Annotated in this window: 23 protein-coding genes and 1 pseudogene; 13 read left to right on the top strand and 11 right to left on the bottom strand. The window is 75.8% G+C overall.

All coding sequences use genetic code 11. The features are described 5' to 3' along the window. Window positions 1-10: 10 nt before the first annotated feature. Both OP86_RS07985 and OP86_RS37855 read right to left on the bottom strand, forming a co-directional pair. Window positions 11-1,255 carry an MFS transporter gene (locus OP86_RS07985; protein ID WP_051829828.1) on the bottom strand — a complete coding sequence of 415 codons (1,245 nt, stop codon included), beginning with the start codon at window positions 1,253-1,255 and terminating at the stop codon, window positions 11-13. Between the two features lie 304 nt (window positions 1,256-1,559). Beyond that, a complete protein-coding gene (locus OP86_RS37855) occupies window positions 1,560-2,054 on the bottom strand; it encodes a sensor histidine kinase (protein WP_051829827.1) in 495 nt (164 codons plus the stop codon). A gap of 551 nt (window positions 2,055-2,605) precedes the next feature. Here OP86_RS37855 and OP86_RS07975 point away from each other — a divergent pair. Beyond that, window positions 2,606-3,631: an NUDIX domain-containing protein gene (locus OP86_RS07975; RefSeq protein ID WP_157849689.1), complete on the top strand. Its 1,026-nt coding sequence runs from the start codon at window positions 2,606-2,608 to the stop codon at window positions 3,629-3,631. Between the two features lie 151 nt (window positions 3,632-3,782). Here the strand turns inward: OP86_RS07975 and OP86_RS07970 are convergent, their stop codons facing one another. From OP86_RS07970 to OP86_RS07960, 3 genes are read right to left on the bottom strand one after another with little or no spacing between them, the layout of a single operon-like run. Continuing rightward, window positions 3,783-4,535 carry an FAD:protein FMN transferase gene (locus OP86_RS07970; protein WP_051829839.1) on the bottom strand — a complete coding sequence of 251 codons (753 nt, stop codon included), beginning with the start codon at window positions 4,533-4,535 and terminating at the stop codon, window positions 3,783-3,785. Window positions 4,536-4,566: 31 nt separating this feature from the next. Further along, the gene (locus tag OP86_RS07965) at window positions 4,567-5,064 is read right to left on the bottom strand and encodes an FMN-binding protein (RefSeq protein ID WP_030058733.1); all 498 of its coding nucleotides are present in this window, start codon (window positions 5,062-5,064) and stop codon (window positions 4,567-4,569) included. A 48-nt stretch (window positions 5,065-5,112) separates the two neighbouring features. Next, entirely contained in the window at window positions 5,113-6,480 is a 1,368-nt protein-coding gene (locus OP86_RS07960) for a ferredoxin reductase family protein (RefSeq protein ID WP_033331306.1), read from the bottom strand. 240 nt (window positions 6,481-6,720) lie between these two features. On the opposite strand from OP86_RS07960, the gene OP86_RS07955 reads away from it, so the two are divergent. Next, window positions 6,721-7,449 (top strand): response regulator transcription factor, encoded by a 729-nt coding sequence (locus OP86_RS07955; protein WP_030058736.1) that lies wholly within the window; start codon window positions 6,721-6,723, stop codon window positions 7,447-7,449. After that, entirely contained in the window at window positions 7,446-8,933 is a 1,488-nt protein-coding gene (locus OP86_RS07950; protein ID WP_051829826.1) for a sensor histidine kinase, read from the top strand. Before OP86_RS07955 ends, OP86_RS07950 begins: the two co-directional genes overlap by 4 nt. Here the strand turns inward: OP86_RS07950 and OP86_RS07945 are convergent. Continuing rightward, window positions 8,914-9,633: pseudogene (locus tag OP86_RS07945) on the bottom strand (GlxA family transcriptional regulator); the annotation flags it as partial. The gene OP86_RS07950 and the pseudogene OP86_RS07945 overlap by 20 nt on opposite strands. Before the next feature lie 254 nt (window positions 9,634-9,887). Here OP86_RS07945 and OP86_RS07935 point away from each other — a divergent pair. Both OP86_RS07935 and OP86_RS07930 read left to right on the top strand, forming a co-directional pair. Next, a complete protein-coding gene (locus OP86_RS07935; RefSeq protein ID WP_063832325.1) occupies window positions 9,888-10,883 on the top strand; it encodes an ArsR/SmtB family transcription factor in 996 nt (331 codons plus the stop codon). Between the two features lie 154 nt (window positions 10,884-11,037). Further along, entirely contained in the window at window positions 11,038-11,460 is a 423-nt protein-coding gene (locus tag OP86_RS07930) for a hypothetical protein (protein ID WP_030058746.1), read from the top strand. Window positions 11,461-11,510: 50 nt separating this feature from the next. On the opposite strand, the gene OP86_RS07925 is transcribed toward OP86_RS07930, so the two are convergent. Both OP86_RS07925 and OP86_RS07920 read right to left on the bottom strand, forming a co-directional pair. Next, window positions 11,511-12,275, bottom strand: coding sequence for an alpha/beta hydrolase (locus OP86_RS07925; protein ID WP_063832323.1), 765 nt, complete (start codon window positions 12,273-12,275; stop codon window positions 11,511-11,513). A 160-nt stretch (window positions 12,276-12,435) separates the two neighbouring features. Next, on the bottom strand, window positions 12,436-12,789 hold the full coding sequence (locus tag OP86_RS07920; protein ID WP_051829824.1) for a DUF6401 family natural product biosynthesis protein: 354 nt from the start codon (window positions 12,787-12,789) through the stop codon (window positions 12,436-12,438). Between the two features lie 153 nt (window positions 12,790-12,942). On the opposite strand from OP86_RS07920, the gene OP86_RS07915 reads away from it, so the two are divergent. The 5 genes from OP86_RS07915 (at window position 12,943) to OP86_RS07895 (ending at window position 17,286) form a co-directional block, all read left to right on the top strand. Continuing rightward, window positions 12,943-13,869, top strand: a complete 927-nt coding sequence (locus OP86_RS07915) for an LLM class F420-dependent oxidoreductase (RefSeq protein WP_030058753.1) — start codon at window positions 12,943-12,945, stop codon at window positions 13,867-13,869. A 162-nt stretch (window positions 13,870-14,031) separates the two neighbouring features. After that, window positions 14,032-14,742, top strand: a complete 711-nt coding sequence (locus tag OP86_RS07910) for an AAA family ATPase (RefSeq protein ID WP_030058755.1) — start codon at window positions 14,032-14,034, stop codon at window positions 14,740-14,742. A gap of 92 nt (window positions 14,743-14,834) precedes the next feature. Continuing rightward, a complete protein-coding gene (locus OP86_RS07905; protein WP_078653570.1) occupies window positions 14,835-15,824 on the top strand; it encodes a zinc metalloprotease in 990 nt (329 codons plus the stop codon). 82 nt (window positions 15,825-15,906) lie between these two features. Then, window positions 15,907-16,356 carry a universal stress protein gene (locus OP86_RS07900; RefSeq protein ID WP_030058760.1) on the top strand — a complete coding sequence of 150 codons (450 nt, stop codon included), beginning with the start codon at window positions 15,907-15,909 and terminating at the stop codon, window positions 16,354-16,356. Window positions 16,357-16,452: 96 nt separating this feature from the next. Continuing rightward, complete coding sequence (locus tag OP86_RS07895) at window positions 16,453-17,286, top strand: DNA-formamidopyrimidine glycosylase family protein (protein WP_030058761.1); 834 nt, start codon at window positions 16,453-16,455, stop codon at window positions 17,284-17,286. Window positions 17,287-17,295: 9 nt separating this feature from the next. Here the strand turns inward: OP86_RS07895 and OP86_RS07890 are convergent, their stop codons facing one another. Both OP86_RS07890 and OP86_RS07885 read right to left on the bottom strand, forming a co-directional pair. Continuing rightward, complete coding sequence (locus OP86_RS07890) at window positions 17,296-17,931, bottom strand: nucleoside/nucleotide kinase family protein (RefSeq protein ID WP_033331303.1); 636 nt, start codon at window positions 17,929-17,931, stop codon at window positions 17,296-17,298. A gap of 29 nt (window positions 17,932-17,960) precedes the next feature. Beyond that, the gene (locus tag OP86_RS07885; protein ID WP_030058767.1) at window positions 17,961-19,283 is read right to left on the bottom strand and encodes an outer membrane protein assembly factor BamB family protein; all 1,323 of its coding nucleotides are present in this window, start codon (window positions 19,281-19,283) and stop codon (window positions 17,961-17,963) included. Between the two features lie 153 nt (window positions 19,284-19,436). Between OP86_RS07885 and OP86_RS07880 the strand changes: the two genes are divergently transcribed. After that, window positions 19,437-20,003: a Uma2 family endonuclease gene (locus tag OP86_RS07880; RefSeq protein ID WP_030058769.1), complete on the top strand. Its 567-nt coding sequence runs from the start codon at window positions 19,437-19,439 to the stop codon at window positions 20,001-20,003. Window positions 20,004-20,015: 12 nt separating this feature from the next. On the opposite strand, the gene OP86_RS07875 is transcribed toward OP86_RS07880, so the two are convergent. Continuing rightward, the gene (locus OP86_RS07875; RefSeq protein WP_030058770.1) at window positions 20,016-20,348 is read right to left on the bottom strand and encodes a DUF4326 domain-containing protein; all 333 of its coding nucleotides are present in this window, start codon (window positions 20,346-20,348) and stop codon (window positions 20,016-20,018) included. Window positions 20,349-20,441: 93 nt separating this feature from the next. On the opposite strand from OP86_RS07875, the gene OP86_RS07870 reads away from it, so the two are divergent. Together OP86_RS07870 and OP86_RS07865 are read left to right on the top strand one after the other, a co-directional pair. After that, window positions 20,442-23,030: a SpoIIE family protein phosphatase gene (locus OP86_RS07870; protein ID WP_078653569.1), complete on the top strand. Its 2,589-nt coding sequence runs from the start codon at window positions 20,442-20,444 to the stop codon at window positions 23,028-23,030. A gap of 143 nt (window positions 23,031-23,173) precedes the next feature. Further along, window positions 23,174-24,844, top strand: a complete 1,671-nt coding sequence (locus OP86_RS07865; protein WP_051829823.1) for a sensor histidine kinase — start codon at window positions 23,174-23,176, stop codon at window positions 24,842-24,844. Window positions 24,845-24,862 lie beyond the last annotated feature (18 nt).

The raw sequence follows: 24,862 nt of genomic DNA, 5'->3' as shown, positions 1-24,862 counted from the left end.
GCGCGCGGGCTCAGCGGCGCGCTACGGGCACCGGCTGGGGGCCGACCCGGTGCCCGTACCCCCAGGCCGTGGCGGCGGCGAGCAGCGCGACGGTGCCCCCGAGCAGCATGACGGTGGCGGGGGAGCTGCGGTCCACCACCAGGCCGCCGGTCAGCGCACCGATCGACATGGTGGCCTGGAACGCCGAGGTGAACACCACACCGGCCGCCTCCGGGGCCTGCGGCGCCGCGGCGAGGAACCAGGTCAGCGAACAGACCGGGACGGCGCCGTACGCCACGCCCCACACCACCAGCAGGACGGCTGCGCCCGGCCCGCCGGTGCCCAGGACGGGCAGCAGCAGGGTCGCGGCGGCCAGCAGCAGGACGGCCGTGCCGAACACCGGGCGCAGCGCCCGCGCCGCGCGCCCGCCGGCCAGCAGGTTGCCGAGCAGCCCGGCGGCGCCGTAGGCCAGCAGCAGGCCGGTGACCAGGGCCGGCCCGGCGTGGACGGTGTCCGCGAGGAACGGGGTGACGTAGGTGTAACTGCCGAAGTGGGCCAGGACGATCAGGAAGGTCACCGCGATGCCGGTGCGGGTGCCCCGCCCGGCCAGCATCCCGCGCAGCACGCCCAGGCCGGTCGTGGTCAGCGGGGGCAGCGGCGGCAGCGACACCAGCAGGGCGGCCAGGGTGAGCACGGTCAGTGCGGCCATCGCCAGGAACGCGGCGCGCCAGCCCGCGAGCTCCCCGAGGAAGACGCCCGCGGGCACACCCAGGACCGAACCGAGCGGAACGGCCGAGAAGAACACGGTGTTGGCCCTGGCCTGCCACCGCGGCGTGACCAGACGCGGGGCGAGCCCCGAACCGATCGACCAGAACGCCCCGATCACCAGCCCCAGCGCGACCCGGGCGACCAGCACCGCCCAGTACCCGGGCGCCACCGCGCCGAGGAGGTCCGCCAGTGCCAGCACCAGCAGCAGGAGGCACAGCATCGTCCGCCGGTCGGCCCGCCTCGTCGCGACCGTCACCACGGGCGCGGCCACCGCGGCGACGATGCCCGGCAGCGTCATCATCAGCCCGGCCGTGCCGTCGGAGATCCGGAAGGTGGCGCCGATCGGAGTCAGCAGCCCGATCGGCAGGATCTCGGTGGTGACGATGGAGAACACACCCGTCGTCACCGCGACGACGGCGAACCAACCCCCGCCCCGCGCCCGGGCCCTGTGCCCGGAGGAGGAGCTGCCGGGGGTGTGCGGGGTCGGCCGGAGAACTGTGTCGGGCATGCCGGAGGTCCTGTCCGTGGGTGGTGGATGGGTGCCAAGTCCACCAGGGCGGCAGGGGGTTGGGCTGGCGTGAATCCGCCCTCGACCCTCGACCCTCGACGTTCGGAGTCGGCGGTCGGTGCCGGTGTGGCGGGCCATGAGCTCGGCGGCAGCCGGTCGTCCGTCGACCACGGCGACGTCGGGCGGTGGTCGAGCACGGCGGGCAGCAGGTCGTCGCCGTGCTCGACGGTCGCGCACAGCTCGTGGCCCTCGCCGGCCAGCAGCAGGACCAGGCCCTCGCGCAGCAGGGCGTTGTCCTCGGCGATCAGGATCCGCATGGGATGTCCACTTGGTGCTGTCGAAGGCGGCGACCCGGCATCGGAGGTCGGGGAGCCCGCTGCCGGTGCCTTCGGCGGCGCCGCCCCTGCCGTAGTCCTCGGGCCCGGATGGCAATCGCGTCGGCGGTGATCCGCAGCCGGACGAGGGCGGTGGCGGCGCCGCCGTGCCGGGCGACGTTGGTCAGCGCCTCGTCGGCGGGTGCGCGGGGCGGCGGTCCTGCCCTCTCGTCGAGGTCGGTCCGGGTGGGGACGGCACAGTGGACGGCGAGCGAGCGGACGGCTTCGGTGAGGCCGCGGTCGGCGAGTACCGGCGGGTGGATGCCGCGGACGAGGGCGCGCAGGGACTCCAGGGCCTGCGCGGCCACCAGTTGGGTGGAGTCCACCAACTCCGCGGCCTGATCGGGGTGTTGCGCGAGCGCCCAGCGGATCACGCCGAGCCGTAGCGAGACGGCCACCAGGTCGGCCTGGGCACCGTGGTGCAAGTCCCGTTCGATCCGCCGCAGTTCGGCGGCGTGCGCGTCCAGGGCCTCGGACCGGCTCGCCGTCAGCTCGTGGACGCGCTGCGCGAGCGACGTGCGGCGGCAGGGCGGTCAGGGCGGCGGCGTAGCCGGGCCCGCCCGTTGCCGCTGCGGCGGCCATCGGCCAGGAGTCGACGTTCAGCAGGATGACGGCGTCGTGCTCGTTCGGCAGGAGCCGCCACCAAATCGGCGCGGTCAGCCAGTTGAAGGCGTGGCTGCAGAGGGCTAGGGCGCCGGCACAGTGCGGTGCCCGTGATGCCGTGGGCGTGCAGCCGGAGCAGGTCCTTGCGGACCGCGGGGTCGCGGAGGGGCGCCGGGCCGCGGTACGGCGTGCGGAGGTCGGTGCCCAGCCGACGGCTGACCCGGCGGCGGAGGGGGATCGTCGTAGCGGCGACCGGGCGGTGGCGGAGGCCCTTTGCCGGGCGGGGCCCTTTCGCCCCGGGCGGGGCCTTTCGTCGGGCGCGCCACGAACCCCACAATGGGGCCGGGCGGATCACGGAGGCGGGGGAACCGGGGTGGAGTGGCTACTGGGGCTCGGCGGAGCCCTGTTGCTCGGAATGCTGACCAATCTGGTGTACGACTTCGCCAAGTACGGCGGCTCGCGCCTCGGTTCACGGGTGCCGACGCCGCGCGTCCGGCGGGCGAGCCTGTCGGCGGCGGCCCGGGCGCACGACGTCCGGGCGGACGGCCTGGCGCCGCTGATCACCTGGTCGGCCGCCCGGCCGCTGACCCCGGGCAGGCTGGTGACTTCATACGACGGTCGGGTCGTACGCCCGCACGTGCTGGACCGGGTCGGGTGGGCCGAGGAGGTGGCGCGCCAACGTGCGGCCGGGGCGGCGGGCCGGACCGCGTACATCACGCGGTTGACGGTCGATCACGGCGAGCACAGCGCCGCCCGGGTGTGCGAGGTGGCCATCGCCGAGAGCGACTACGCGGAGTGCATGGCCACCACCGGGCTGGGCCGGGAGGACCCGGAGGCGGGCCGGCTGCTGCGCGAGGCGCTGGACGAGGGCCTGACGAGCTTCGTGGCCGCGGCGCCGCCCACGATGGTCAGCGCCTGCGTCGCGGTGCGGGACCGTGCGGGCCGCTTGCTGCTGCTGCGCCGCTCGCTGGCCGTCAGGACCTTCCCGGCGCAGTGGACGGTCGGGATCAACGAGACGATGAAGTACCGGGACGAGCCGGGCGCCGCCGAGGACTTCTACGCGCTGGTCCACCGGGCGCTGGAGGAGGAGCTGGGGCTGCTGCCGGCCGATGTCGGGCCGACGGTGATCACCTGGCTGGGCTGGAGCGAGCCGGCCTCCTGCTACACGCTGGTCGCCACTGTCCGGGCACGGCTCGACGCGGCCGAGATCGACCGCCGCCGCGAGGCCTGCCACAGCACCTTCGAGCACGACATGGCGGTCTGGGTGCCGTTCACCCGCCGCTCGGTGTCCGAGCTGGTCGAGGGCGGCGCCTGCCCGGACGGCTCGCGCCGCTGGTCCTACCTGGCCCCGCTGGTGGCCTGGGAGGCCTGGCGGGCGGCGCAGCAGGAGCGGGCGTAGCGCCGGCACATGAGGTTCTCTCATGGGGTGGCGGCATGAGACTGCTTCATGGGTCGGCGCATGAACTCCTCTCATGGAGTCACCCTCATGAGGCCGCCTCATGGGCCCACCCCATGAGCTCCTCTCATGAGCCCGCCGCGCCTCGCCGCCGTCAGCAGACGGCGGACTGCCAGTCCGCGGGCCCGATCGCCGGGAGGTGGCCGGGCAGGCCGGGGGTCCAGCGCTTGGTGCCGTCCGGCAGGACGGCCAGGGCTTCGATGCCGGGCTGCCGGGCCGCCCAGGCGAGGGCGCGGTCCGGGCCCATGGCGAAGGCGGCGGTGGCCCAGGCGTCGGTACGGGCGATGCCGGTGCCAGGGGCGCCGACCAGGGTGAGGGAGGCCAGGCCGGTGGCCGGGCGGTCGGTGTGCGGGTCGATGATGTGCGCGCCGCGCTCGGCGGTGCCCGAGGTGGCCACGGCGAGGTCGCGGCCCGCCAGGACGGCGGCGAGCAGGCCCGGCCGTCCCGGGTCGGCGACGCCGACCCGCCACGGCCCGCCGCTCGTCTGCACGTCCCCGCCACCGCTGACGCAGTACTGCCGGGCACCGGAGGAGCGCAGCAGGGCGGCCGCCTCCTCGACCGCCCACCCCTTGACCCAGCCGCTGGGGTCGAGCCGGCCGCCGGGGCGCTCGGTGAACCAGCCGCCGGTCTCCGCGGCCACGTCGCGGCAGGCGGCCAGGACGGTGGGGACTTCCGGATCGCAGTCGTCCAGGGCCAGTTCGCCCCGGTCGAGGCGGCTGATGTCGCTCTCGGGCCGGTAGGTGGAGAACACCGCGTCGATGCGGTGCAGCCGTTCGGCGATCCGGTCCAGCACGGCGGCGGTGCCCGGGCCGGGGTCGCGGACGGCGATCGAGAAGACCGTGCCCATCGCGGGCTCGGCGTGGCGGAGCACGGTGTCCTCAGCCCTTGGCCCGGTCGAGGGCGCTCTGCAGTGAGCGGACGTACCCGTCGCTGGTGTACGTCGCGCCGCTGACCACGTCGATCTGTGCGCTCTGCGCGGAGATCGCCTCCTGGTTGAGCACCGGCAGGGCGGAGCTGTTGATCTCGCGGTCGCGCCGTTCGGCGTTGGGGTACTTGACCACGTCGACGGCGGTGACCCGGCTGCCGGCCAGGGTGACCTGGACCTGCACCGGGCCGTACCGGGTGTTGACGGTGTCGCCGCTGACCTTCCGGGTCGCCCCGGCGGGCGCGGCGGGCGCAGCGGAGCCGGACGGGGCGGGGGACGGCTGCGAGACATCGGCCCCGGACCCGGCCCCGGCCGCAGACCCGGCCCCGGCCCCGGCGCCCGACCCCGAGCCGATCACCGGGGTCGGCCCGGCCGCCTCGTGCGGTTTGAGGGAGAGCAGCAGCACCACCCCGGCAGCGGTGGCAGCGCTGGTGACGACGGCTCGGCGCATGGGAATCGATGCTCCTGGTGGTCGGGAACCCGGGCGGGCTCGGAAGGCTCAGAAGGAGAAGTTCTCGTGGTGGATGCGTCCGCGCCGCACCCCGGCCGCCCGCAGTGCCAGGACGGCCTCCTCGGCCAGCGCCTCCGGGCCGCACAGGTAGACCTCGTGCCCGGCGAGGTCCGGGACGAGCCCGGCGAGCGCGGCGCCGAGGTCGCCGACCTGTTCCCGGGAGCCGAGCAGCTCGTGCACGACCGCGCCGCGTCGTCGGGCGACGTCGGCCAGCTCCGCCCGGAACAGCACGTCCTCGGCCCGCCGGGCCCGCTGGACCAGCGTCAGCTCGCCCGGCAGCGTCTCGAAGAGGGCGCGCAGCGGGGTGATCCCGACGCCTGCCCCGAGCAGCAGCACCCGGCGCTGTCGCTGCCGCCGCGCGGTGAACGCGCCGTACGGGCCCTCGGCGCGCACCGGGGTGCCCGGGCGCAGGGTGGCGACCGCCGCGCTGTGCCCGCCGAGCTCCTTGACGGTGAAGCGGAGGAAGCGCGGGTGCGGCGGCGCGGACAGCGAGTACGGGTTGGCGGCCCAGCGGAGGCCGGGCGCCTGGAACTGGAGCCGGAAGAACTGGCCGGGCTCGGCGCGGAGTTCGTCCAGCCGCTGCCCGGTCAGGAACAGCGACACCACGCCGGGGCCCTCCGGCCGCACCTCGGCGACGCGCAGCCGGTGCCGCCGGTCGAGCAGCCACGGCCGGGCCAGCCGGTACCAGCCGAGCAGTGCCGCCGTGCCGGAGTAGAGCGCGTACCAGGCGGCCAGGCCGGGGCCGCCGCCGAGGTCGGCGCCGGTGGCCAGTTGGTGGGAGAAGGCGAGTGCGACCGCCAGGTACGTCGCCAGGTGCAGGTAGTACCAGGCCTCGTACGGGAGCCGGCGGCGCGCCGCCCGGGCGGAGACCGCGCCGGTGCCGAGCAGCAGCAGGGTGCCCAGGGTGGCCTTGATCATCTCGGGGTAGTGGAGGACGATCTCCACGCCCTCGCCGAGCGCGCCGCGCCCGTCGGTCAGGGCGTAGCCACAGACGGTCGTCAGCACGTGCACCGACACGGCGGCCACCAGCCAGCGCCCGCCGAAGGCGTGCCAGCGCGCCAGCCGGTCCGCGCCGACCCCGCGTTCCAGCGGCGGCAGCCGGGCCATCAGCAGGAGCAGCACGGGCGCGGCGTACCCGGCGAGCAGCCCGGTGATCCGGCCGGCGCCGGTGAGCCAGCCGGCCGCACCGACGACCGCCGGGGTGCTCACCCACCACAGCGCGAGCACCCCGAGCCCGCCCGCGGCGATCAGCGCGAGCGCGGCGGCCGGGTCCAGCGCGAACGGCGGGCGCAGCGCGGCCCGGCGTCCCCGGCCGGCGGGCGCCGGCCGCGACTCCGGTGCGGCGGCAGTGCTCATCGGGAACCTCCTCGGGAAACCTCCTCGGGGCCCGGCGGCGGGTGCCGCCGAGGCGGACCACGATCGCACCGCAAGCTCTGAACCGCCTCTGAACGGGCCCGGCCGCCGCGCCCCCGTATGAGGGAGAAACCGCTGGTCAGAGCCGCTGTGTAGGCCGCGAACGGCTCCCCGAGGTCTCAGGGGTTTCTCATCGCGGCGGTCCAGAATGAGCGCCGCGCAGCGCGAGCCCGAGGGAGCAGCATGGACGAGAGCGCCGACCGCCCCGAGTGGCGCGTCCTGGTCGTCGACGACGAGCCGGACCTGGTCGAGGTGGTCTGCGGCGCCGTCCGCTACGAGGGCTGGCAGGCGCGCGGCGCGACCACCGGCCTGGCCGCCGTCGAGGCCGCCGCGGCCTGGCGGCCGCACGCCGTGGTGCTCGACATAATGCTGCCCGACCTCGACGGCCTGGAGGTGCTGCGCCGCCTCCACGCCGAGCGGCCCGAGGTGCGGGTGCTCTTCCTCACCGCCCGGGACGCCGTCGAGGAGCGGATCGAGGGCATCGCGGCGGGCGGCGACGACTACGTGACCAAGCCGTTCAGCCTGGCCGAGGTGGTCGTCCGGCTGCGCGGCCTGCTGCGCCGGGCCACCCAGGCGGCCACCCCGCAGGCCGCCTCGGGGCAACCGCCCGCGCACGCGCTGGTGCTCGGCGACCTGGTGCTGGACGACCGGGCCCGCGAGGTGACCCGCGGCGGCGAGACCGTCGAGCTCAGCCCGACCGAGTACGCGCTGCTCGCCCATCTGATGCGCCACCCCCGCCAGGTGCTCAGCAAGGCGCAGATCCTGGACGCCGTCTGGTCGTACGACTTCGGCGGGCAGGCGCACATCGTCGAGCTGTACATCAGCTACCTGCGCAAGAAGGTGGACGCCGGCCGCAGCCCGATGATCCACACGGTGCGCGGCGCGGGGTACCTGATCAAGGCCGCACCGTGAAGCCCCGCCTCCGCGCAGGCCGCCCCCGTGGGCCCCGCCTCCGGCCGGTACCCCGCACCCTGCGCGCCCGCCTGATCGCCGGCCTGCTGGTGCTGCTCGTCGTCACCTGCGCCGCCGTCGGCTTCGCCACCACCGCCGCCCTGCGCCACTTCCTGGTCGACCGCCTCGACCAGCAGCTCGCCGAGTCCGGCGGCCGCTACGCCGCGAGCCTGGAGCACACCGGCCAGGGCGTCGGCCCCGACACCCGGGCGCAGACCCCGGGCACCCTCGGCGTACGGCTGCTCGGCGGCCGGATCACCGCGGCGGGCGTGGTCGACGGCGACGCCGACGACGCGGACGGCCCCGACGACGAGGACGACCGGATCTCCTTCACCCCCGCCCAGCAGCGGGTGCTGGCCGCCCTGCCGGTCGGCGGCCCGGCCGGCACCCTCGACCTCGGCGGGGCCCAGGGCCGCTACCGGGTCCGGGCGGTCGCCGGGCGGGACGGCGACGTGCTGGTCAGCGGACTGCCGCTGCGCCCGGCGGAGGACACCGTCCGGCGGCTGGAGACCCTGGAGCTGACGGTCTTCGCGATCGCCGTCGCGGTGGCCGGTTCGGCCGGGGCGCTCTGGGTCCGCTGGTCGCTGCGCCCGCTGCGACGAGTGGTGGGCATGGCCGAGCGGGTCAGCGCGATGCCGCTCGCCAGCGGCGAGGTCCTGCTGGCCGAGCGCGTGCCGGACGCCGATCCGCGCACCGAGGTCGGCCGGGTCGGCGCGGCCCTCAACCGGATGCTCGGCCACGTCGGCGACGCCCTGGCCCGGCGCCACGCGGTGGAGGAGCGGCTGCGCGCCTTCGCCGCCGACGCCAGCCACGAGCTGCGCACCCCGGTGGCGGCCGTGCGCGGCCACGCCGAGTTGGCGCTGCGCCACCCCGGGGCCGTACCGGCGCCGGTACGGCACTCGCTGGAGCGGATCGACGCCGAGGCGGTGCGGATGGGGGCGATCGTCGAGGACCTGCTGCTGCTCGCCCGGCTGGACGCGGGCCGCCCGCTGGCCGCGGAGGAGGTGGACCTGACCCGGATCGCCCTGGACGCGGTGGCCGACGCCCGGGCCGCCGGGCCGGACCACCGCTGGCGCCTCGCGCTCCCCGAGGACCCGGTGCTGGTGCGCGGGGACGGGCACCGGCTGAGCCAGGTGGTGGCCAACCTGCTGGCCAACGCCCGCACCCACACCCCGCCCGGCACCGGGGTCGAGCTGCGTCTTCGACGCGAAGACAGCGGCAGTCAGGCCGAGTTGAGCGTGACGGACGACGGCCCGGGGATCGCGCCGGAGCTGCTCGGCCGGGTCTTCGAGCGCTTCGTCCGGGGCGACCGGGCCCGCTCCCGGGCCACCGGCTCGACCGGGCTGGGGCTCGCGATCGTCCGGGCCGTCGTGCGGGCGCACGGCGGCACGGTGGAGGCGGCCAGCCGGCCCGGCCGTACGGTGTTCACCGTCCGGCTGCCGTGACGTCGGCGGCAGTCGCAGTGGCGGTGGTGCGGAAGCGCTGCCGGTCCTCGGTCGGCGTGGTGCCGAGCCGGCGGCGGAAGGCCCGTACGAGGGTGTCATTGGTGCCGAACCCGCAGGCGGTGGCGATGCGTTCGAGCGTGGCGTCCCCCGACTCCGGCTGGTGGCGGGCGCGTTCGACCCGGGCCGACTCGACGTAGGCGTTCGGGGTGGTGCCCAGCTCGGTCTTGAAGATGCGGGTCAACTGCCGTTCGCTGACGTGGGCGTGGGCGGCGAGGTCGGGGACGGTGAGCCGCTCGGTGAGGTTGCGCAGGATGTGGTGGCGCAGCTCCTCGATCCGCCGGGTGGTCGAGACGGGCTCCAGTGGGACGCTGAACTGGCTCTGCCCGCTGGGGCGTTTGAGGTACATCACCAGTTGACGGGCGACCCGCAGGGCCAGCTCCTCGCCGAAGTCCTCGGCGACCAGGGCGAGCGAGAGGTCCAGGCAGGCGCTGATGCCCGCGCCCGTCCAGATCTCGCCCTGGCGGATGAAGATCGGGTCGGCGTCCACCTCGATCTCCGGATGCTCGGCGGCGAGTTGGCCGGCCGTGGACCAGTGCGTGGTGGCGCGCTTGCCGTCCAGTAGCCCGGCTGCGGCGAGCAGGTGGGCGCCGACGCAGACGCTGGACACCCGGCGCGAGCGGGCGGCCAGCGCGCGGACCCGGCCGTTGGCCTCGGCGGGCACCGAGCTGACCGCCGCCCAGGTGCACCGGAGCGCGCTGGCGACGACCGGGGACCTCTACGGGGTCGTGGTGGAGTCGCCGGCCGACCTGGGCTGACGCCACCGGGTCCGCGCAAGCCGGGTCCGCACAAGCCGAGTCCGCGGCAAGCCGGGTCCACACCATCCGGGTCCGTCAAGGGTTCGGTCCTCGCCGAACAGTCTTGCGGCGCCGCCGGTTCCGGGTGACGATCGCGTCCGTGCTGCGAATACTCTTCGGCGCGGACGACCTGGAGCGGATCCGGGTGGCGGAGCGGCCGGACATGTCGATGGAGCTGTCCCTCAGCGTGCACGCCCTGGTGAGCGGGCAGCGCGATCCGCGGTTCCAGGCCTGGCGGGACCACCTGCGGGCCTCCTGGAACCCGCGCACCGCGCTGCTCTTCGACCTCTACACCGCCTCGGCGATCCCGGAGTTCCTCACCGTGCGGCGCGATCCGGGCGCCACCGAGAGCGCCACCGCCGAGGGGCCAGGGGAGCCGCTGCGGGACCACCTGCGATCGGTCGGCGGCGAACGGCAGTTGAGCGCCTTCGCGCGCGGCGTGGCGGCCGGCGACCGCCGGGCCAGGAGGCTGCTCGGCAACGTCACCGCCGACTACCAGACCCGGGCGATCGACCCCTACCGGCGGCAGATCGAGACCATCGTCACCACCGAGCACGGGCGCCGCCGCCGGATCACCGAGCCGGACCAGGTACTGCGCTCGCTGCACCCGGCGGTGTCCTGGCGCCGCCCGGTGCTCAGCTTCCCGCTGGCCGGGCGCTGCCGGCACGACCTGCGGCTGGACGGTCGCGGACTGCTGCTCCAGCCCTGCGTGTTCGGCCCCCGACGGCCCGTCATCGCCCGCTTCGAGGATCCGGCGCAGCAGCCCGTCCTCCTCTACCCGGCCCGGATCGGTGGACCCTTGCGCGCCGAGACCGAGCCGACCCCCAGCCGCACCCTGACCGCCCTGCTCGGTCAGACCAGGGCCGCCGCCCTGGAGGCCGTCGCCGTCCACGGCCCCTGCTCCACCAAGGAGTTGGCCGCCGCCCTGGGCATCTCCACGGCCTCCGCCAGCGAGCACGCCACCGTCCTCGCCGAGTCCGGACTCACCGCCAAGGACCGCACCGGCCGCACCGTCACCCATCGCCCCACCCCGCTCGGCCGGGCCCTCCTGGCCGGCCGCCTCCCGTCCCCGCCCGCCGGGGACGACCCCGCCTGACCCGCGGCACGGCCCGCCGCCACCGCCCTGCGACCACGGCCCCGCCGTCACCGCTCCGGGCGTGTGCCGCTCTGCGCCCCGACCCCGAGCTGAACACGTTCAAAGTCGTACGCCATGATGAGCGCACCACCCGCACCCGCCGAAAGCCCGCATCATGACCGAACTCCTGACCCTCGAAGGCCAGTTGCGCCTGGTCGGCGCCGCCCTCGTCACCGTCGGCCTGGTCCACGCGGTGCTGCCCCGCGCCATCGGCTGGCCCGCCGACCTGTCCGGGACCACCCTCCTGACCCGCCAGGTCTCCTACGCCCACCTCTTCTTCATCGGCCTGGCCTGCGTCTTCCTCGGCCTCCTCCCGCTCTGCCTGGCCCCCGACCTGCTCTCCGGCACCCGGCTCGCCACCGCCCTGCTGGCCGGCCAGACCCTCTTCTGGGGCCTGCGCTGGCTCTTCGAATTCGCCGTCTTCTCCCCGAAGCTCTGGCGCGGCGACCCGCTGCGCACCGCCGCCCACATCGCCCTCGCCGTCCTGTGGACGTGGGTCACCGCGGTCTTCACCACAGCCCTCTGCCACGTCCTCTAGGCCGGGTCCGACGAAGCACGCGGGTCCGACCAAGCGCAGGGGCGCAGGGCTCAGGGGTTGGCCGGGAGGGCCGGGGCGCGGCGGGGTTGGCGGGGGAGCGGGAGGGTGAGGGCCTCGGCGGAGGCGGGCGGCAGGGTGAGCGCGGAGGCGGTCTCGGTGGGGAGCGGGTGGAGGCCGAGCAGGGCGGTGGTGAGCCGGGTGGTGGCGCGGTGCCAGTCGGGCACGCGCTGGAGCATGGCGTGGCCGCTGCCGGTGACGGTGTAGCCGCAGACGCGGGCGCCGGCGGCGCGGCTGCGGGCGGCGAAGGCGTGGGTGTCGGCGGGCGCGGTCACGGTGTCGCGGTCGCCGTGCAGCATCAGCACGTCCCGGCCGGCCAGCTGTTCGCACGGGTCCTCGGCCGGGCACCAGGGGGCGAGGGCGATCAGGCCGGTGACGGACGGGTGCCCGCCGGCCTGCAGCGCGGCGCGTCCGCCCATCGAGTGGCCGATCAGGACGGTCGGCACCGGCCCCAGCTGCGAGGCCAGTTCGTCGAGCGCGGCGACCGCGTCCCGGGCGGCGTCGGCGCGGGGCCCGTTCCAGCCGCGGTGGCGGTAGCGGACGGTCCCGACGGCCACCTCGCGGCCGGCCGTCGCCCTGGTGAGTGCGCGCAGGAAGCCGTGCATCCGCAGCAGCGGGAGGTTGAGTCGGCCGGGCCGGTCGAGGTTGTGCTCCTCGCCGCCGTGCAGCACCAGGACGGCGGCCCGCGCCCGTTCCGGGCGGATCCGCCAGTGCAGCGCCCGGTGTCCCACCGCGCTGTCCGCTGCCGTACCGCTCACTTCCGCACCGTCCTGTCCGTCCCGCCCCGTCGTTCGTCCTCCGGACCGCCACTGTAACCGCGCGGGCGGAGGGAACCTTCACCCGGGGAAAGCATCCCGGACAGCGGGCACGGGCGGGCCGGACGGCCGCCTGGTATCCACGAAGGGGGACAGCGGGGCGTCAGACCTCCAGCAGGCCCTGCTCACGCACCAGCCAGCAGATCGCGGTCAGCCGGAGCACGGCGTAGTCGTAGCCGACCGGTTCCCGCCAGCCGATCTCGGTGAGCGCGTCCAGGAAGCCCAGCGCGTAGTCCGACAGTTCCGCACGGTCCAGGGGCCGGGGCGCGAGCTCCGGCCCCTGCGCGTACAGCAGCTCGCGCAGCATCGCCGCGTGCTGGTCGACCGCCGCGACGAAGCCGGGCTCGAAGGCGAACTCGGCCAGCCGGGGCGTGAACGCCGTCACGATGCCGGGCAGCGGGCAGCCGGCCGGCTCGTCTTGGGAACGCCGGAAGGATTCGTCGGGGGTCGCGAACATCCGTCCACGGTAGGCGAGCCCGGGGACGGGATCGCAGGGCCGTGACGGTTCCGTGCTGAGACCTTGGCCACCCGCGCCCGGTGGCCGGTACGTTCCGTGGTCCGGCCGGTTCCCTGTGTCCACGGGCGGGCGGTCCGTACCAGAATGGCCCGCATGGATCTCCGCATCTTCACCGAACCCCAGCAGGGCGCGAGCTACGAAACCCTCCTGACGGTCGCCCGCACCGCCGAGGAACTCGGCGCCTTCAGCGCCTTCTTCCGCTCCGACCACTACCTGAAGATGGGCGACGTCGACGGCCTGCCCGGCCCCACCGACGCCTGGATCACCCTGGCCGGCCTCGCCCGCGACACCAGCACCATCCGCCTCGGCACCCTGATGACCGCCGCCACCTTCCGGCTGCCGGGCGTCACCGCGATCCAGGTCGCCCAGGTCGACGCGATGAGCGGCGGCCGGGTCGAGTTCGGCCTCGGCGCCGGCTGGTACGAGGCCGAACACACCTCCTACGGGATCCCCTTTCCCAAGGAGAAGTTCGGGCGGCTGGAGGAGCAGCTGGCGATCATCACCGGCCTGTGGAACACCAAGCTCGGCGACACCTTCGACTTCGCCGGGCAGTACTACACGCTGACCGACTCGCCCGCGCTGCCCAAGCCCGCCCAGGACCGCATCCCGGTGCTGGTCGGCGGCCTCGGTCCCAAGCGCACCCCGGCCCTGGCCGCCCGCTTCGCCGACGAGTTCAACCTGCCGTTCGCCTCGGTGGACGACTCCGCCGCCCAGTTCGGCCGGGTCCGTGCCGCCGTCGAGCAGGCCGGGCGCCCGGCCGCCGGCCTGGTCTACTCCAACGCGCTGGTCGCCTGCGTCGGCCGGGACGACGCCGAGGTGGCCCGCCGGGCCGCCGCCATCGGCCGCGACGTGGACGAGCTGAAGGCCAACGGCCTGGCCGGCACCCCGGACGAGGTGGCCGAGAAGATCGGCCGGTACGCCGCCGTCGGCAGCGAGCGGATCTACCTGCAGATCCTCGACCTGGCCGACCTCGACCACCTGGAGCTGATCGCCTCCCGGGTCGCCCCGCAGCTCGGCTGACGACCGGCACCCGGTGACGAGTAGCACCTGACCGGCTCATGACCGGCCGGGGCCGTGGCGGCCGGGTCCGTGACGGAATGGTCCGGAAACAGGCCCGGTCCTGCAACAGGCCCGGCGGCGCAGGGCCCGCCCCCGACCTCCGCCCTTTACTCGCTCTTGGGAATGCGCCATGCTCCTGAGCAGGGAACGGCGGGGGGAGAACCGGTGAGCGGGACGAGAACGGTGCGGGCGGCGGCGGTGCCACGGGTGCCGCCGCCGCGCCCCGCCGGGGAGCGGGTCGTCCTGCCGCCCTCCCACGACCCGCCCGTCCTGCACGAGCTGCGCGGCCCCGGCCCGGCGGCCCTGCGCTACCCCGCCGGGGACGTCCTGGTCGTCACCGGCCTGCCCGGCAGCGGCAAGAGCACCCTGATGCGCCGCTGCGTGCGCGCCCCGCTGATCGACTCCCAGCTGGTGCGCGACGAGTACGCGGCCCGGCTGCCCGGCCGCCTCCCGTACGCGCTCTACCGCCCGCTCGCCCGGCTCGCGCACTACCGCCGGCTGCGCCGCGCCGTCCTGGACGGCGGTCCGCTGGTGGTGCACGACTGCGGCACGCTGCCCTGGGTGCGGGCCTGGCTCGCCCGGGCCGCCGGCCGGCAGGGCCGCCGGGTGCACCTGCTGCTGCTCGACGTCGACCCGGCCGAGGCGCTGGACGGGCAGCGGCGGCGCGGGCGCGCCGTCTCCCGCTACGCCTTCGCCCGGCACCGGGCCGTGGTGGCCCGGCTGCGGCGGCGGATCCTCGGGGCCGGGCGGCTGCCGGCCGACTGTGCGTCCGCCGTGGTACTCGACCGGGCCGCCGCGCGCGCCCTGCGGGAGATCGACTTCACGGCGTCGTAGTCTCGGCGAGTCCGTGCCGGGCACCGCGCCGGCGGGCACCGGCCTGCCGGGTGCGGCCGAGACTCCGTCAACTCCCCCCGTCAGGAGCGCAGATGCGTCGTTCCGTCCGGGTGCGCTCGCGTGCCCCCCGCCTGTTCCCCTGCGCCGCCGCGCTGGTCGCGGCCGCCGGACTGAGCCAGTTCGCGGCACCGGCCCCGCAGCGCGCCGCCGTCGCCCCGACGACCGTGTGCGACGGCGCGGAGGCCGACGCAGCCGACGCAGCCGCCGGGGCCGCGGCCCGCAGGCCGGCCGGCAGCCAGGCCGGGAAGGACCCGAACGCCGTCAGCGCCGCGCAGGCCGGGGCGATGCAGGCCGACCTCGACGCGCGGCTCGCCCGGCTCGGCGCCGCCCATCGGCAGATCGGCGCCGCGACCACCGTCCCCGTTTACCTGCACGTGATCCACGCCGGGGACACCGGGAAGCTGGGCGAGGCGGCCGTCGCCGCCCAGATCGACCACCTCAACGCCACCTACGGCGGCCAGGGCGAGGGCAACACCCCCACCCAGTTCCACTTCGAGCTGGCCGGCACCGACTGGACGGACAACGCCGCCTGGTACACCGGCATGACCCCCGGCTCGGCCGCCGAGCAGGCGATGAAGAGCGCCCTGCGCAAGGGCGGCCGGGGCACCCTCAACCTCTACGCCGCCCGGCTCGGCCAGTCCCTGCTCGGCTGGTCGACGTTCCCGAACACCTACCAGTCCAACCCGACCGACGACGGCGTGGTGGTGCTCGACGACTCCCTGCCCGGCGGCTCCGCCACCCACTACGACCAGGGCAACACCGCCACCCACGAGATCGGCCACTGGCTCGGCCTCTTCCACACCTTCCAGGGCGGCTGCCTGGCCCCGGGCGACTACGTCGACGACACCCCGGCCGAGCGCAGCGCCGCCTTCGGCTGCCCCGAGGGGCGCGACACCTGCCCCGGCCCCGGGCTCGACCCGATCCACAACTTCATGGACTACAGCTACGACTCCTGCATGACCAGGTTCACCCCCGGACAGGTCCAGCGGATGGCGAACTCGTGGGCGGCGTACCGCGGTTGAGTCAGCAGCAGACCTCTCTGAGCCATGTTCGAAGGGATGGGGCCGAACCGGTACCCCACCGGCCAACCGAAGGAGCAAGGGCATGAGTGCCAGTCCCCGGATCGTCGTCGGCGTCGACGGCTCGCCCGCCTCGGAGCAGGCGCTGCGCTGGGCCGTCGACTACGCGATGGCCGTCGGCGGGACGGTCAGCGCGATCGCCGCCTGGGAGTACCCCGCCTTCTACGGCTGGGCCGAGCAGAGCGTGCCGGCCGTCGATGCCCTCAACCCCGAGGAGCTCGCGGGCAGGATCCTCTCCGAGAGCGTCGTCAGGGTGGTCGGCGACGACCCGGGCGTGCGGATCAGCGAGACCGTGATGCCGGGCGGCGCCGCCACGGTCCTGCTGGAGGCGGCCAAGGGCGCGGCGCTGCTCGTCGTCGGCAACCGCGGCCTCGGCGGGTTCTCCGGCGTCCTGCTCGGCTCGGTCAGCCGCCACCTCACCGAGCACGCGCCGTGCCCGGTGGTCGTCGTCCGGGATGGGCAGGCCGCGCAGTAGCCGGGCTGCGCAGTAGGCGGGCCGCGGCGCACCGGGGTCGTCGCCGGGCCGCCACCGGGATCGTCGCCGGGCCGCCGCGCGGGAGAGGATGGAGACATGCCAGAAGGTGACTCCGTCTTCCGCGTGGCGGCCCGGCTGCACGAGGCCCTCGCCGGGCAGCTGCTGACCAGCGCCGACCTGCGGGTGCCCGCACACGCGACCGCCGAGCTCGCCGGCCGCCGGGTGCTGGAGGTCGCCCCGCGCGGCAAGCACCTGCTCACCCGCCTCGAAGGCGGCCTCACCCTGCACACCCACCTGCGGATGGACGGCCGCTGGGAGGTCTACCGCCCCGGCGAGCGCTGGACCGGCGGCCCCGCCTGGCAGATCCGCGCCGTCCTCGGCACCGACCGGGGCACCGCCGTCGGCTACCGGCTCCCCGTCGTCGAGCTGCTGCGCACCGCCGACGAACAGCGCGCCGTCGGCCACCTCGGCCCCGACCTGCTCGGCCCCGACTGGGACCCGGTCGAAGCCGTCCGCCGCCTCCTCGCCCGCCCGGGCCGCCTGGTCATCGAGGCCCTCCTCGACCAGCGCAACCTGGCCGGGATCGGCAACGTCTACGCCAACGAGCTGTGCTTCGTGGCCGGGGTGACGCCGTGGACCGAGGTCGGCGAACTCCCGCACCCCGACCGGCTGGTGGAACGGGCCCGGCAGATGCTGGAGGCCAACAGGATGCGCCCCGGCCACATCACCACCGGCGACACCAGGCCCGGCTACCAGCACTGGGTCTACGGCCGGGCCGGACGGCCCTGCCCGCGCTGCGTCACCCCCGTGGTGACCGGGCGTCAGGGCACGCCCCCGCGGGACCGGGCGGTGTTCTGGTGCCCGTACTGCCAGCGCGGCCCCGCCCCGGAGCCCGCCCGACCGGGCCGGGGGCGGTCGCAGGGCCGGTGACGCGGCGGGTCAGGGCTGTTCGACCAGGGCGGGGTGGCGCGGGTCGTCCATCCGGACGGTGAGGTCGGCGAGTTCGGCGGGGACGGTCTCGGCCTCGTAGCGGGCGAAGGCCGGGAGGGTCCAGTGCTCGTCGGCCGGGGTGCGGCGGGCGAGGGCGGCCGGGGTGAGGGCGAGGTGGACGGTCAGGTTCAGCGGCAGCCAGCGGCCGAGCAGCAGCGGGCCGTCCAGCAACAGCACGCCGTTCGACGGGAGTTGGGTGTACGAGGCGCGGGTGGAGCGGTCGGTGGCCGGGTCGCGCAGGGAGGGCAGCACGCGGCCGCTGCCGCCCGGCTCCAGCGGGTCGAGGACCTCGCGCAGCAGGGCGCCGTCGTCCAGCCAGAGGTCGTGGAAGGCGTCCGCGTCGTGGCGGCCGTACTCCAGCCGGATCGAGGCCGGGCGCAGGAAGTCCGCCGCCGACACCCGGAGCGTCGGCCGGCCGCGCAGCCGCAGCGGCTCCACCAGGGCGTCGGCGAGGTCCCCGGGGCGGGCGGCCCCGGCGCCGTCCACGGCCACCCGCACGCGGCGCCCGTCGGCGTCGGGCAGCGCGGTGATGCGGTCGGCGAGCAGCTCGGCCAGGTTGTCGGGGGAGATCGGGCGAATCCGCATCGGGCCATCCTGCCGGGTCGTGGAGTCGCTCAGCGCAGCGGGAGGGCGTGCAGGATGTCGTCGTGGCCCGCGTAGAGGCGGTCCGCGTCGACGGCGAGGCTCCAGACGTCCCGGCCCGGGCCGGAGTCGCGGAACGTCCACGCCGGCTCGCCGGTGGAGGTGTGGATCGCGCTGACCCCGCCGGCCGCCGTACCCGGCACGAACAGCATGTCGCCGGCGACCACCGGATGGCTGCGGCGGTCCAGCAGGAACGGCAGCCGGCAGGACCAGAGCACCGCGCCGGTGCTCGCGTCGTGGCAGGTGACGATGCCCACGTCGCGTGCCACGTACACCCGCGGGCCGTCCGGGACGGGCGGCAGCGCCCGCCAGGACTCGCCCCGGGCGGGGGAGTGGGTCCAGCCCGGCTCGCCCGTGGGGCGGAGCATGCGCACGCCGCCGTTGCCGTCGGGGACGTACACCTCCTGCGAGCCGGTGGCGCACCAGCGCAGGTCCTCGTCGCCGGGGGCGGTCCACAGCTGGCGGCCGGTGGCGGCGTCCCGGGCCACCAGTTCGGCGCGGTTGCCGAGGAAACGGACGCAGGCCAGGAGGTGGCCGCCGGTCACGGTGGCGGGGGTGATCGGCTGCTCCTCGGTCTCGGTGGGGACGGACCACAGGAAGGTTCGGTCGGCGACCCTGAGCGCGAAGAGGCGGCTCTGCGGCCGGGTGTCGACCTCCCAGGGGTGGCCCCAGGAGTAGCCGTAGAGGACGCCGCGGTCGTAGCCGGTGAGCCGGGTCCGGCCGCCCTGGAGCTCGTCGGGCAGCGGCAGGCTCCAGTCGGCGGCGGGGTCGGTGAAGTGGCGGGCCTCCAGGTGGCCCTCGTAGGTGGTGGTGAAGAGGAGGTCGGGGCCGATCACGACCTTGCCGAGCATGTCGAGGTCGCTCGGCCAGTCCCGGCTGGGGGGCGGGTCGAAGACCAGCAGCCGGGCGGCGGTGCCGCGGGCCGGGTCGAGGACCTGCAGGCCGCTCTTGGACAGGTAGACGGGGCGGCCCGGCGGGTCGGTGAGCCGCTCCGGGGTCATCGCCTCGGCGCCGCGGTAGGTCCACACCGGCGTCGGCCCGGAGAGCGCGGTGGGCTGCGGCCTCGGGGGCCTCGGGGAGGGGAGCGCATCGCCCGCACCCGAACGGCCCAACGCCCACACGGCCCCGCCCGCCGCGAGCACCCCGGCCCCGATCAGCAGCCGGCGCCGGTTCAGGCGCGGCCCGTCCCCGCCGCCCCCGATCACGTCCCCGGGCGCCTCCCCGCCGTCGTCGGCTTCCCCGTCCCACTGCCACGACGCCCCGCGCGCGGCCCCCTCGGACGACGGCGACTGCATACCGCTCTCGCTTCCCCACCGGCAGCGGCCTCGTCCCGCCACTCGCCCGGAGGATATCGAACGGCCCCGAACCGTCCGAGACCCCCGCGGCGCCCGTACTAGGCTGTGGCACACAGCACGCAGGCCCGCCCAGCAGCCCAGGGGAGGTACGCCGTGACGGCCGAGATGATCGCACCCGAGTGGATGCACCGGCAGATCACCAGTGAGCAGTACGACTCCTGGACCGATGAGCAGTGCGCGGGCATCGAGATCGTCGACGGGATGGTGGTCGTGTCCCCGAGTGCCTCCAAGCGGCACAACCGGCTCGCCCGGTTCCTGGCGAACGCCCTGGACGAGGCGGGTGGCGCGGAGTGGAACGCCGACACCGACTTCGACGTCCGGCTGCAGGACGTGCCGCTGAACAACCGTCGGCCGGACGTGGTGGTCTACCGCGCGGACACCATCGACGAGTCGCCGACCAGACCCGGCCACGTGCTGCTGCTGGTCGAGGTCGTCTCGCCGGGCTCGGAGACCACCGACCGGGTGGTCAAACTGGACCAGTACGCCAAGGCGGGCATCCCGTTCTACTGGCGGGTGGAGCAGGCCGCCGACCGCGTGCCGATCGTCCACACCTACGTGCTGGACGCGGCCCAGGGCTCGTACCGGGCCGGGGAACTGTTCACCGGGCTGGTCAAGGCCGTGGTGCCGTACCCGGTGGTCGTGGACCTCTCCGGGCTCTGAGCGCGCCGGCCGTCAGGGCTGCTCCGCGGGGTGGTCGGCGAGGTCGGCGAGGACGTCGGCGTGGCAGGGGAGCGGGGCGCACCAGCAGCCGAGGCGGCGGCCGCGCAGGGGCGGGACGAGGGCGAGGAGCTCGGGGCGGGCGAGGAGGTAGGCGCGGTACTCGGTGACCATCTGCTCGCGGGTGAGGTCGGGGCCCGGGCGGTACGGGCAGTGCAGGGGTGATTCGGTGAGGTGCCAGCCGCCGCGGTGCATGGCCCGGCCGACGTAGACGACGTCGGCGTAGCCGGGATCGTCGCGGTGGCCCTTGAGGTTGACCACCGTGGTGCGGCGGGACGCGCTCTGCATGGCGTCCATGCTGGTGCACGAGGGGCGGCCCGGCAGCTCGGGCCGGGGTCGGCTCGCCTTGACACGGTTCCGGGCCCGGCGTAGCAAAAGAGCATGCGCCATCCGCATGCGACCGGTGGGGCCCGTGGGGCGCGGTCCTGGCCGGACCGGCCGCCGGGGCCCGGCGCCGACGCGCAGGCGCGCGGGGCGCCGGCCCGGTCCGTCCCGGAGACGGCCGGGCAGGTGGAGCACCGGCGGGACGAGCTGCTCGCGGAGGCCGTGCGCCGGGTGCTCGGGTCCACCGGGGCGTACGGCGCGATGGTGTACCTGCGCTCGCCGGACCGCCGGTCCCTGGTGCTGCGCACGATCGCGGGGGTGCCGTTGTCGGTGATGAGCCCGTTCCGGCGGATCGCGGCGGCCGGGCCGCTGCCGGTCGCGGTCTGCTTCCGGACCGGGCACGGGATCGTGCTGTCCGACAGCGAGGACACCATGCGGCGCTTCCCGCAGCTCGCGGTCGGCCTGCCGTACGACTTCGCCTCCGCCTGCGTGGCGGTCTCGCACGGCCGCGAGCGGTTCGGGGTGCTGAGCGCGCTGTGGCCCGCCTCGGACGACGGGGTGCCGGAGTCGGCGAGCCCGCAGCTCGCCGCCGTCGCGGACGAACTGGGCGGCGGGCTGGCGGAGTTGGAGGCGGCTGGGCAGTCGGTGGAGTGGGGTGGCGAGGCGGCGGTGGTCGAGTTGCCGCCGCCGTCGGTGCCGGCCACCCGGGTCGGGTTGTTCGACTGGAACACGGCCACCGGGGCGCTCGCCGCCGACGCGCAGTTCCGGGAGATCTTCGGCTTCGGGCCGGGGGAGTTCGACGGCACGGTGGCCGCCCTGAACCGCCGGGTCGCGCCCGGCGACCTGCCGTCCTTCCGGGCCGCCGCGCGCACCGCCCTGGAGCAGGGCGAGGTGCTGGCGGTGCGGGTGCGGGTGCTCGGGCCGGACGGTGTGCCGTACCCGGTGGAGCTGTGGGCGCGGGTGCCCGCGGCGATCTCCGACGGCCGGACCCACCTGGTCGGCGCCGTACTGGACGTGCGGAGCCTGACCGCCGCCGCGGCCGCCGTCGAGCGGCTGCGCGAGGGCGTGTTCTCGCTCGACCTGGACGGCCGGATCACCTACGCCAACCGCGCCACCGAGCCGCTGTTCCGCGCCCGCCGCGAGGACCTGATCGGCCACCACCCCTGGGAGGTGCTGCCCTGGCTCGCCGACCCCTTCTACGAGCACCGCTACCGCGCCGCCCTGATCTCCCAGCGGCCCACCGTCTTCCTGGCCGCCCGCCCGCCGGGCGGCTGGCTCGCCTTCTCGCTGTACCCCGACGCGCACGGCGTCACCGGCCGGGTGGTCTCCGCCGAGTCCGAGTCCGAGTCGGGGTTCGAGTCCGGGCCCGGGCCCGGGCCCGGGCCCGCGCTCGGGTCCGCGCCCGGGGGCGCCGAGCCGCCGGCCACCCCGCCGCCCGGCGCCCGCACCGGCCTCAGCGCCACCCACCACCTGCTCCAGCTCGCCAGCGCGCTCACCGAGGCCGTGACCGTACGCGACGTCTGCCGGGCGGTGTCCGACGAGATCCTGCCGGCCTTCGGCGGCCAGGAGCTCGCCATCTACGCGGTGCGCGACCAGCACCTGCACCTGGTCTCCCAGGCCGGCTACCCGGACGGCTTCCTGGACAGCTTCGAGGGCACCTCGATCGACGCCAGGGTCCCCGGCGCGGAGACGCTCAGCACCGGCACCCCGATCTTCTTCGAGTCGGTGCGCGACCTCACCGCCGCCTACCCCGGCCTCGCCCTGGACGAGATGGGCGCCTGGGCCTTCCTGCCGCTGATCGCCTCCGGCCGCCCGGTCGGCAGCTGCATCCTCGGCTTCGACCGCCCGCGCCCGTTCAGCGCCGAGGACCGCGGCCTGCTCACCGCCCTGGGCGGCTTCATCGCCCAGGCCCTGGAGCGCGCCCGGCTGTACGACGCCGAGTTCGCGCTCGCCCGCGGCCTGCAACAGGCGCTGCTGCCGCACCGGCTCCCCGAGGTGCCCGGCATCCGGATCACCGCCCGCTACCTGCCCGGCACCCAGGGCATGGAGATCGGCGGCGACTGGTACGACGCGATCGTCACCGGCGGGGACGTCACCCTGGTGATCGGCGACGTCGAGGGCCACAGCGTCGCCGCCGCCGCCACGATGGGCCAGCTGCGCAGCGCCGTCCGCGCCTTCGCGACCGGCGGTGAGCCGCCCGACCAGGTGCTCGCCCGCACCAACCGGCTGCTGCTCGACCTCGACCCCGGGCTGCTCGCCAGCTGCTGCCTGGTCCGGCTCACCCCCGCCGACGGCACCGCCCGGATCGCCCGGGCCGGGCACATGCCGCCGGTGCTGCGCCACCCGGACGGGCGGGCGGAGGCGCTGTACGTGGCGGGCGGGCCGCTGCTCGGGGTGGACGAGCGGGCCGTCTACCCGGTCAGCGAGCTGCGGCTGCGGCCGGGCGCGCTGCTGGCCCTCTACACGGACGGCCTGGTCGAGGACCCGGCGGTGGCGATCGACCAGGGCGTGGAGCGGCTGCGGGCCGCGCTGGCCCGGGGCGCGGCGGGGGAGGGGCTGGAGGAGGCGGCCGATCGGCTGCTGCGGGAGGTCGGCTCGACCGGCCGGGTGGACGACGTGGCGCTGCTGCTGACGGCCTTCGGCTGAGCCGGCGCCGGGTGCACGCGGTTGTCGGTGTGTGCGGCCGTCGGCATGCGCGACCGTCGTGGTGCGACCAGGCGACTTTCGTCGGTGCCGGCGGCGACGAAGGTGGACGGCGCGGGCTCCGGTCGGCTGGTTAGCCTCGACGGGTGGATGCGATCACGCGGGCCTGGAAGAAGGCGGTACGGACGGCACTGCCCGGGCCCTGGCGGCCCCGGCGGGTGGTGGGCGAGGCCGCGCTCGCCCTGCTGATGGGCGGATTCGCCGCCCTGCTGGAGCTCGCCGCCGGCAGCGGCCTGGCCGTGCCCTTCGGTGTCGGCGTCGCGGTGCTGTGGGTGCTGCGGCGGGGCCTTCCGGCCACCGTGCTGCTCGCCGCCGCGGCCGCCACCGGCTGGTCGGGCGGGCCGGTGCTGCTGATGATCTGCGCGGGCTGGACGGCCGGGGCGCGGATCCGCCGGGTCTGGACGCTGGTCGGCACCTTCGTGCTGGGCTGGCTGCTGTTCACCGTGACGGGCGTGTTGAAGGACGCCGCCACGACCTCGCCGAAGCTGGTCCTCGGGCTGTCGCTCGGCGGCTTCCTGGTGCTCGCCGTCCTGCCCGCGCTCTACGGCCGCTACCGCGCGCAGCGGCGCGCCCTGCTGGACGCGCTGCGCGAGCGCAACGACCAGCTGCTGCGCGAGCGGGTCATGGTGGTGCACCAGGCGCGGCTGCGCGAGCGGCACCGGATCGCCCAGGACATGCACGACAGCCTGGGCCACCAGCTGGCGCTGATCTCCGTGCACTCCGGCGCGCTGGAGGTGGACCGCACGCTCACCGACCGGCAGCGGGAGGCGGTCGGTGTGCTGCGGCAGGCGGCGGTCGCGGCGATGCGCGAGCTGCGCGAGGTGGTCGGGGTGCTGCACGACGAGTCGACGGCGCTGCCGCCGACGCCGGGGGCGGCGGCCGCGGGGCCCGCCCGGGGCGGGGTGGACGGGATCGACGCTCTGGTGGAGTCCTCGCGGGCGGCCGGGGCGGAGATCGCGCTCTCCCGGGAGGGCGAGCGGCGCCCGCTGCCGGCCGCGGTCGACCACGCGGCGTACCGGATCGTGCAGGAGGCGCTCACCAACGCGCACAAGCACGCCCCCGGCGCACCGATCGGCGTCGCGCTCCGGTACGAGCCGGACGCGCTGGTGGTGGAGGTGACCAACGCACGCACGCCGGAGCTCGTGGGCGTGCGCGCCGGTGCGGGCCCGGCCGTCAGCGGCGGTCAGGGGCTGACCGGGTTGCGGGAGCGCGCCCGGCTGGTCGGCGGCATGGTGCACGCCGGGCCGACGCCCGAGCAGGGCTTCCGGCTGGCCGCCGTGTTGCCGTACGAGGCGGCGGAGGGCGCCGGGGAGGGCGCCGCGGCCGCCGCCGGCGCGGACGACTGGGTGTTCGAGGGCCTGTCGCCGGCCGGTGCGGCGGAGGGCAGGCGGCGCAGCCCGGCGCTGGGCTGCGCGGTCGGTGTGGTGGCGGTCGGGCTGACCGTGCTGGGGCTGATGATCTGGGGCGTGGTGGCCTTCGTCGGCGGCGCCCGGGACGCGACGGTGAGCGAGACGGCGTACGAGCGGATCCGGGTCGGTGCGCCGGAGGCCGAGGTGGCGCGTGAGCTGCCGCCCGGCAGCAGCTTCTTCAGCGACCAGTACAAGGGCACCGGGCCGACCCCGCCGGAGGGCTCGAACTGCCGGTGGTTCCTCCTGGCGGACCAGTCGGACGTCGCCTGGGACGAGGACCACGTGGCGCGGTTCTGCTTCAAGGACGGGGCGCTGGCGGAGAAGCAGGAGTACGTCACCAAGAACTGAGGGCCGTCGGCCCGGGAT

The sequence above is a fragment of the Streptomyces novaecaesareae genome (assembly GCF_000716875.1).
GTDB lineage: Bacteria > Actinomycetota > Actinomycetes > Streptomycetales > Streptomycetaceae > Kitasatospora > Kitasatospora novaecaesareae.
The sequence above is the reverse complement of the archived record's forward strand: the minus strand, read 5'-3'. Positions and strand labels throughout refer to the sequence as shown.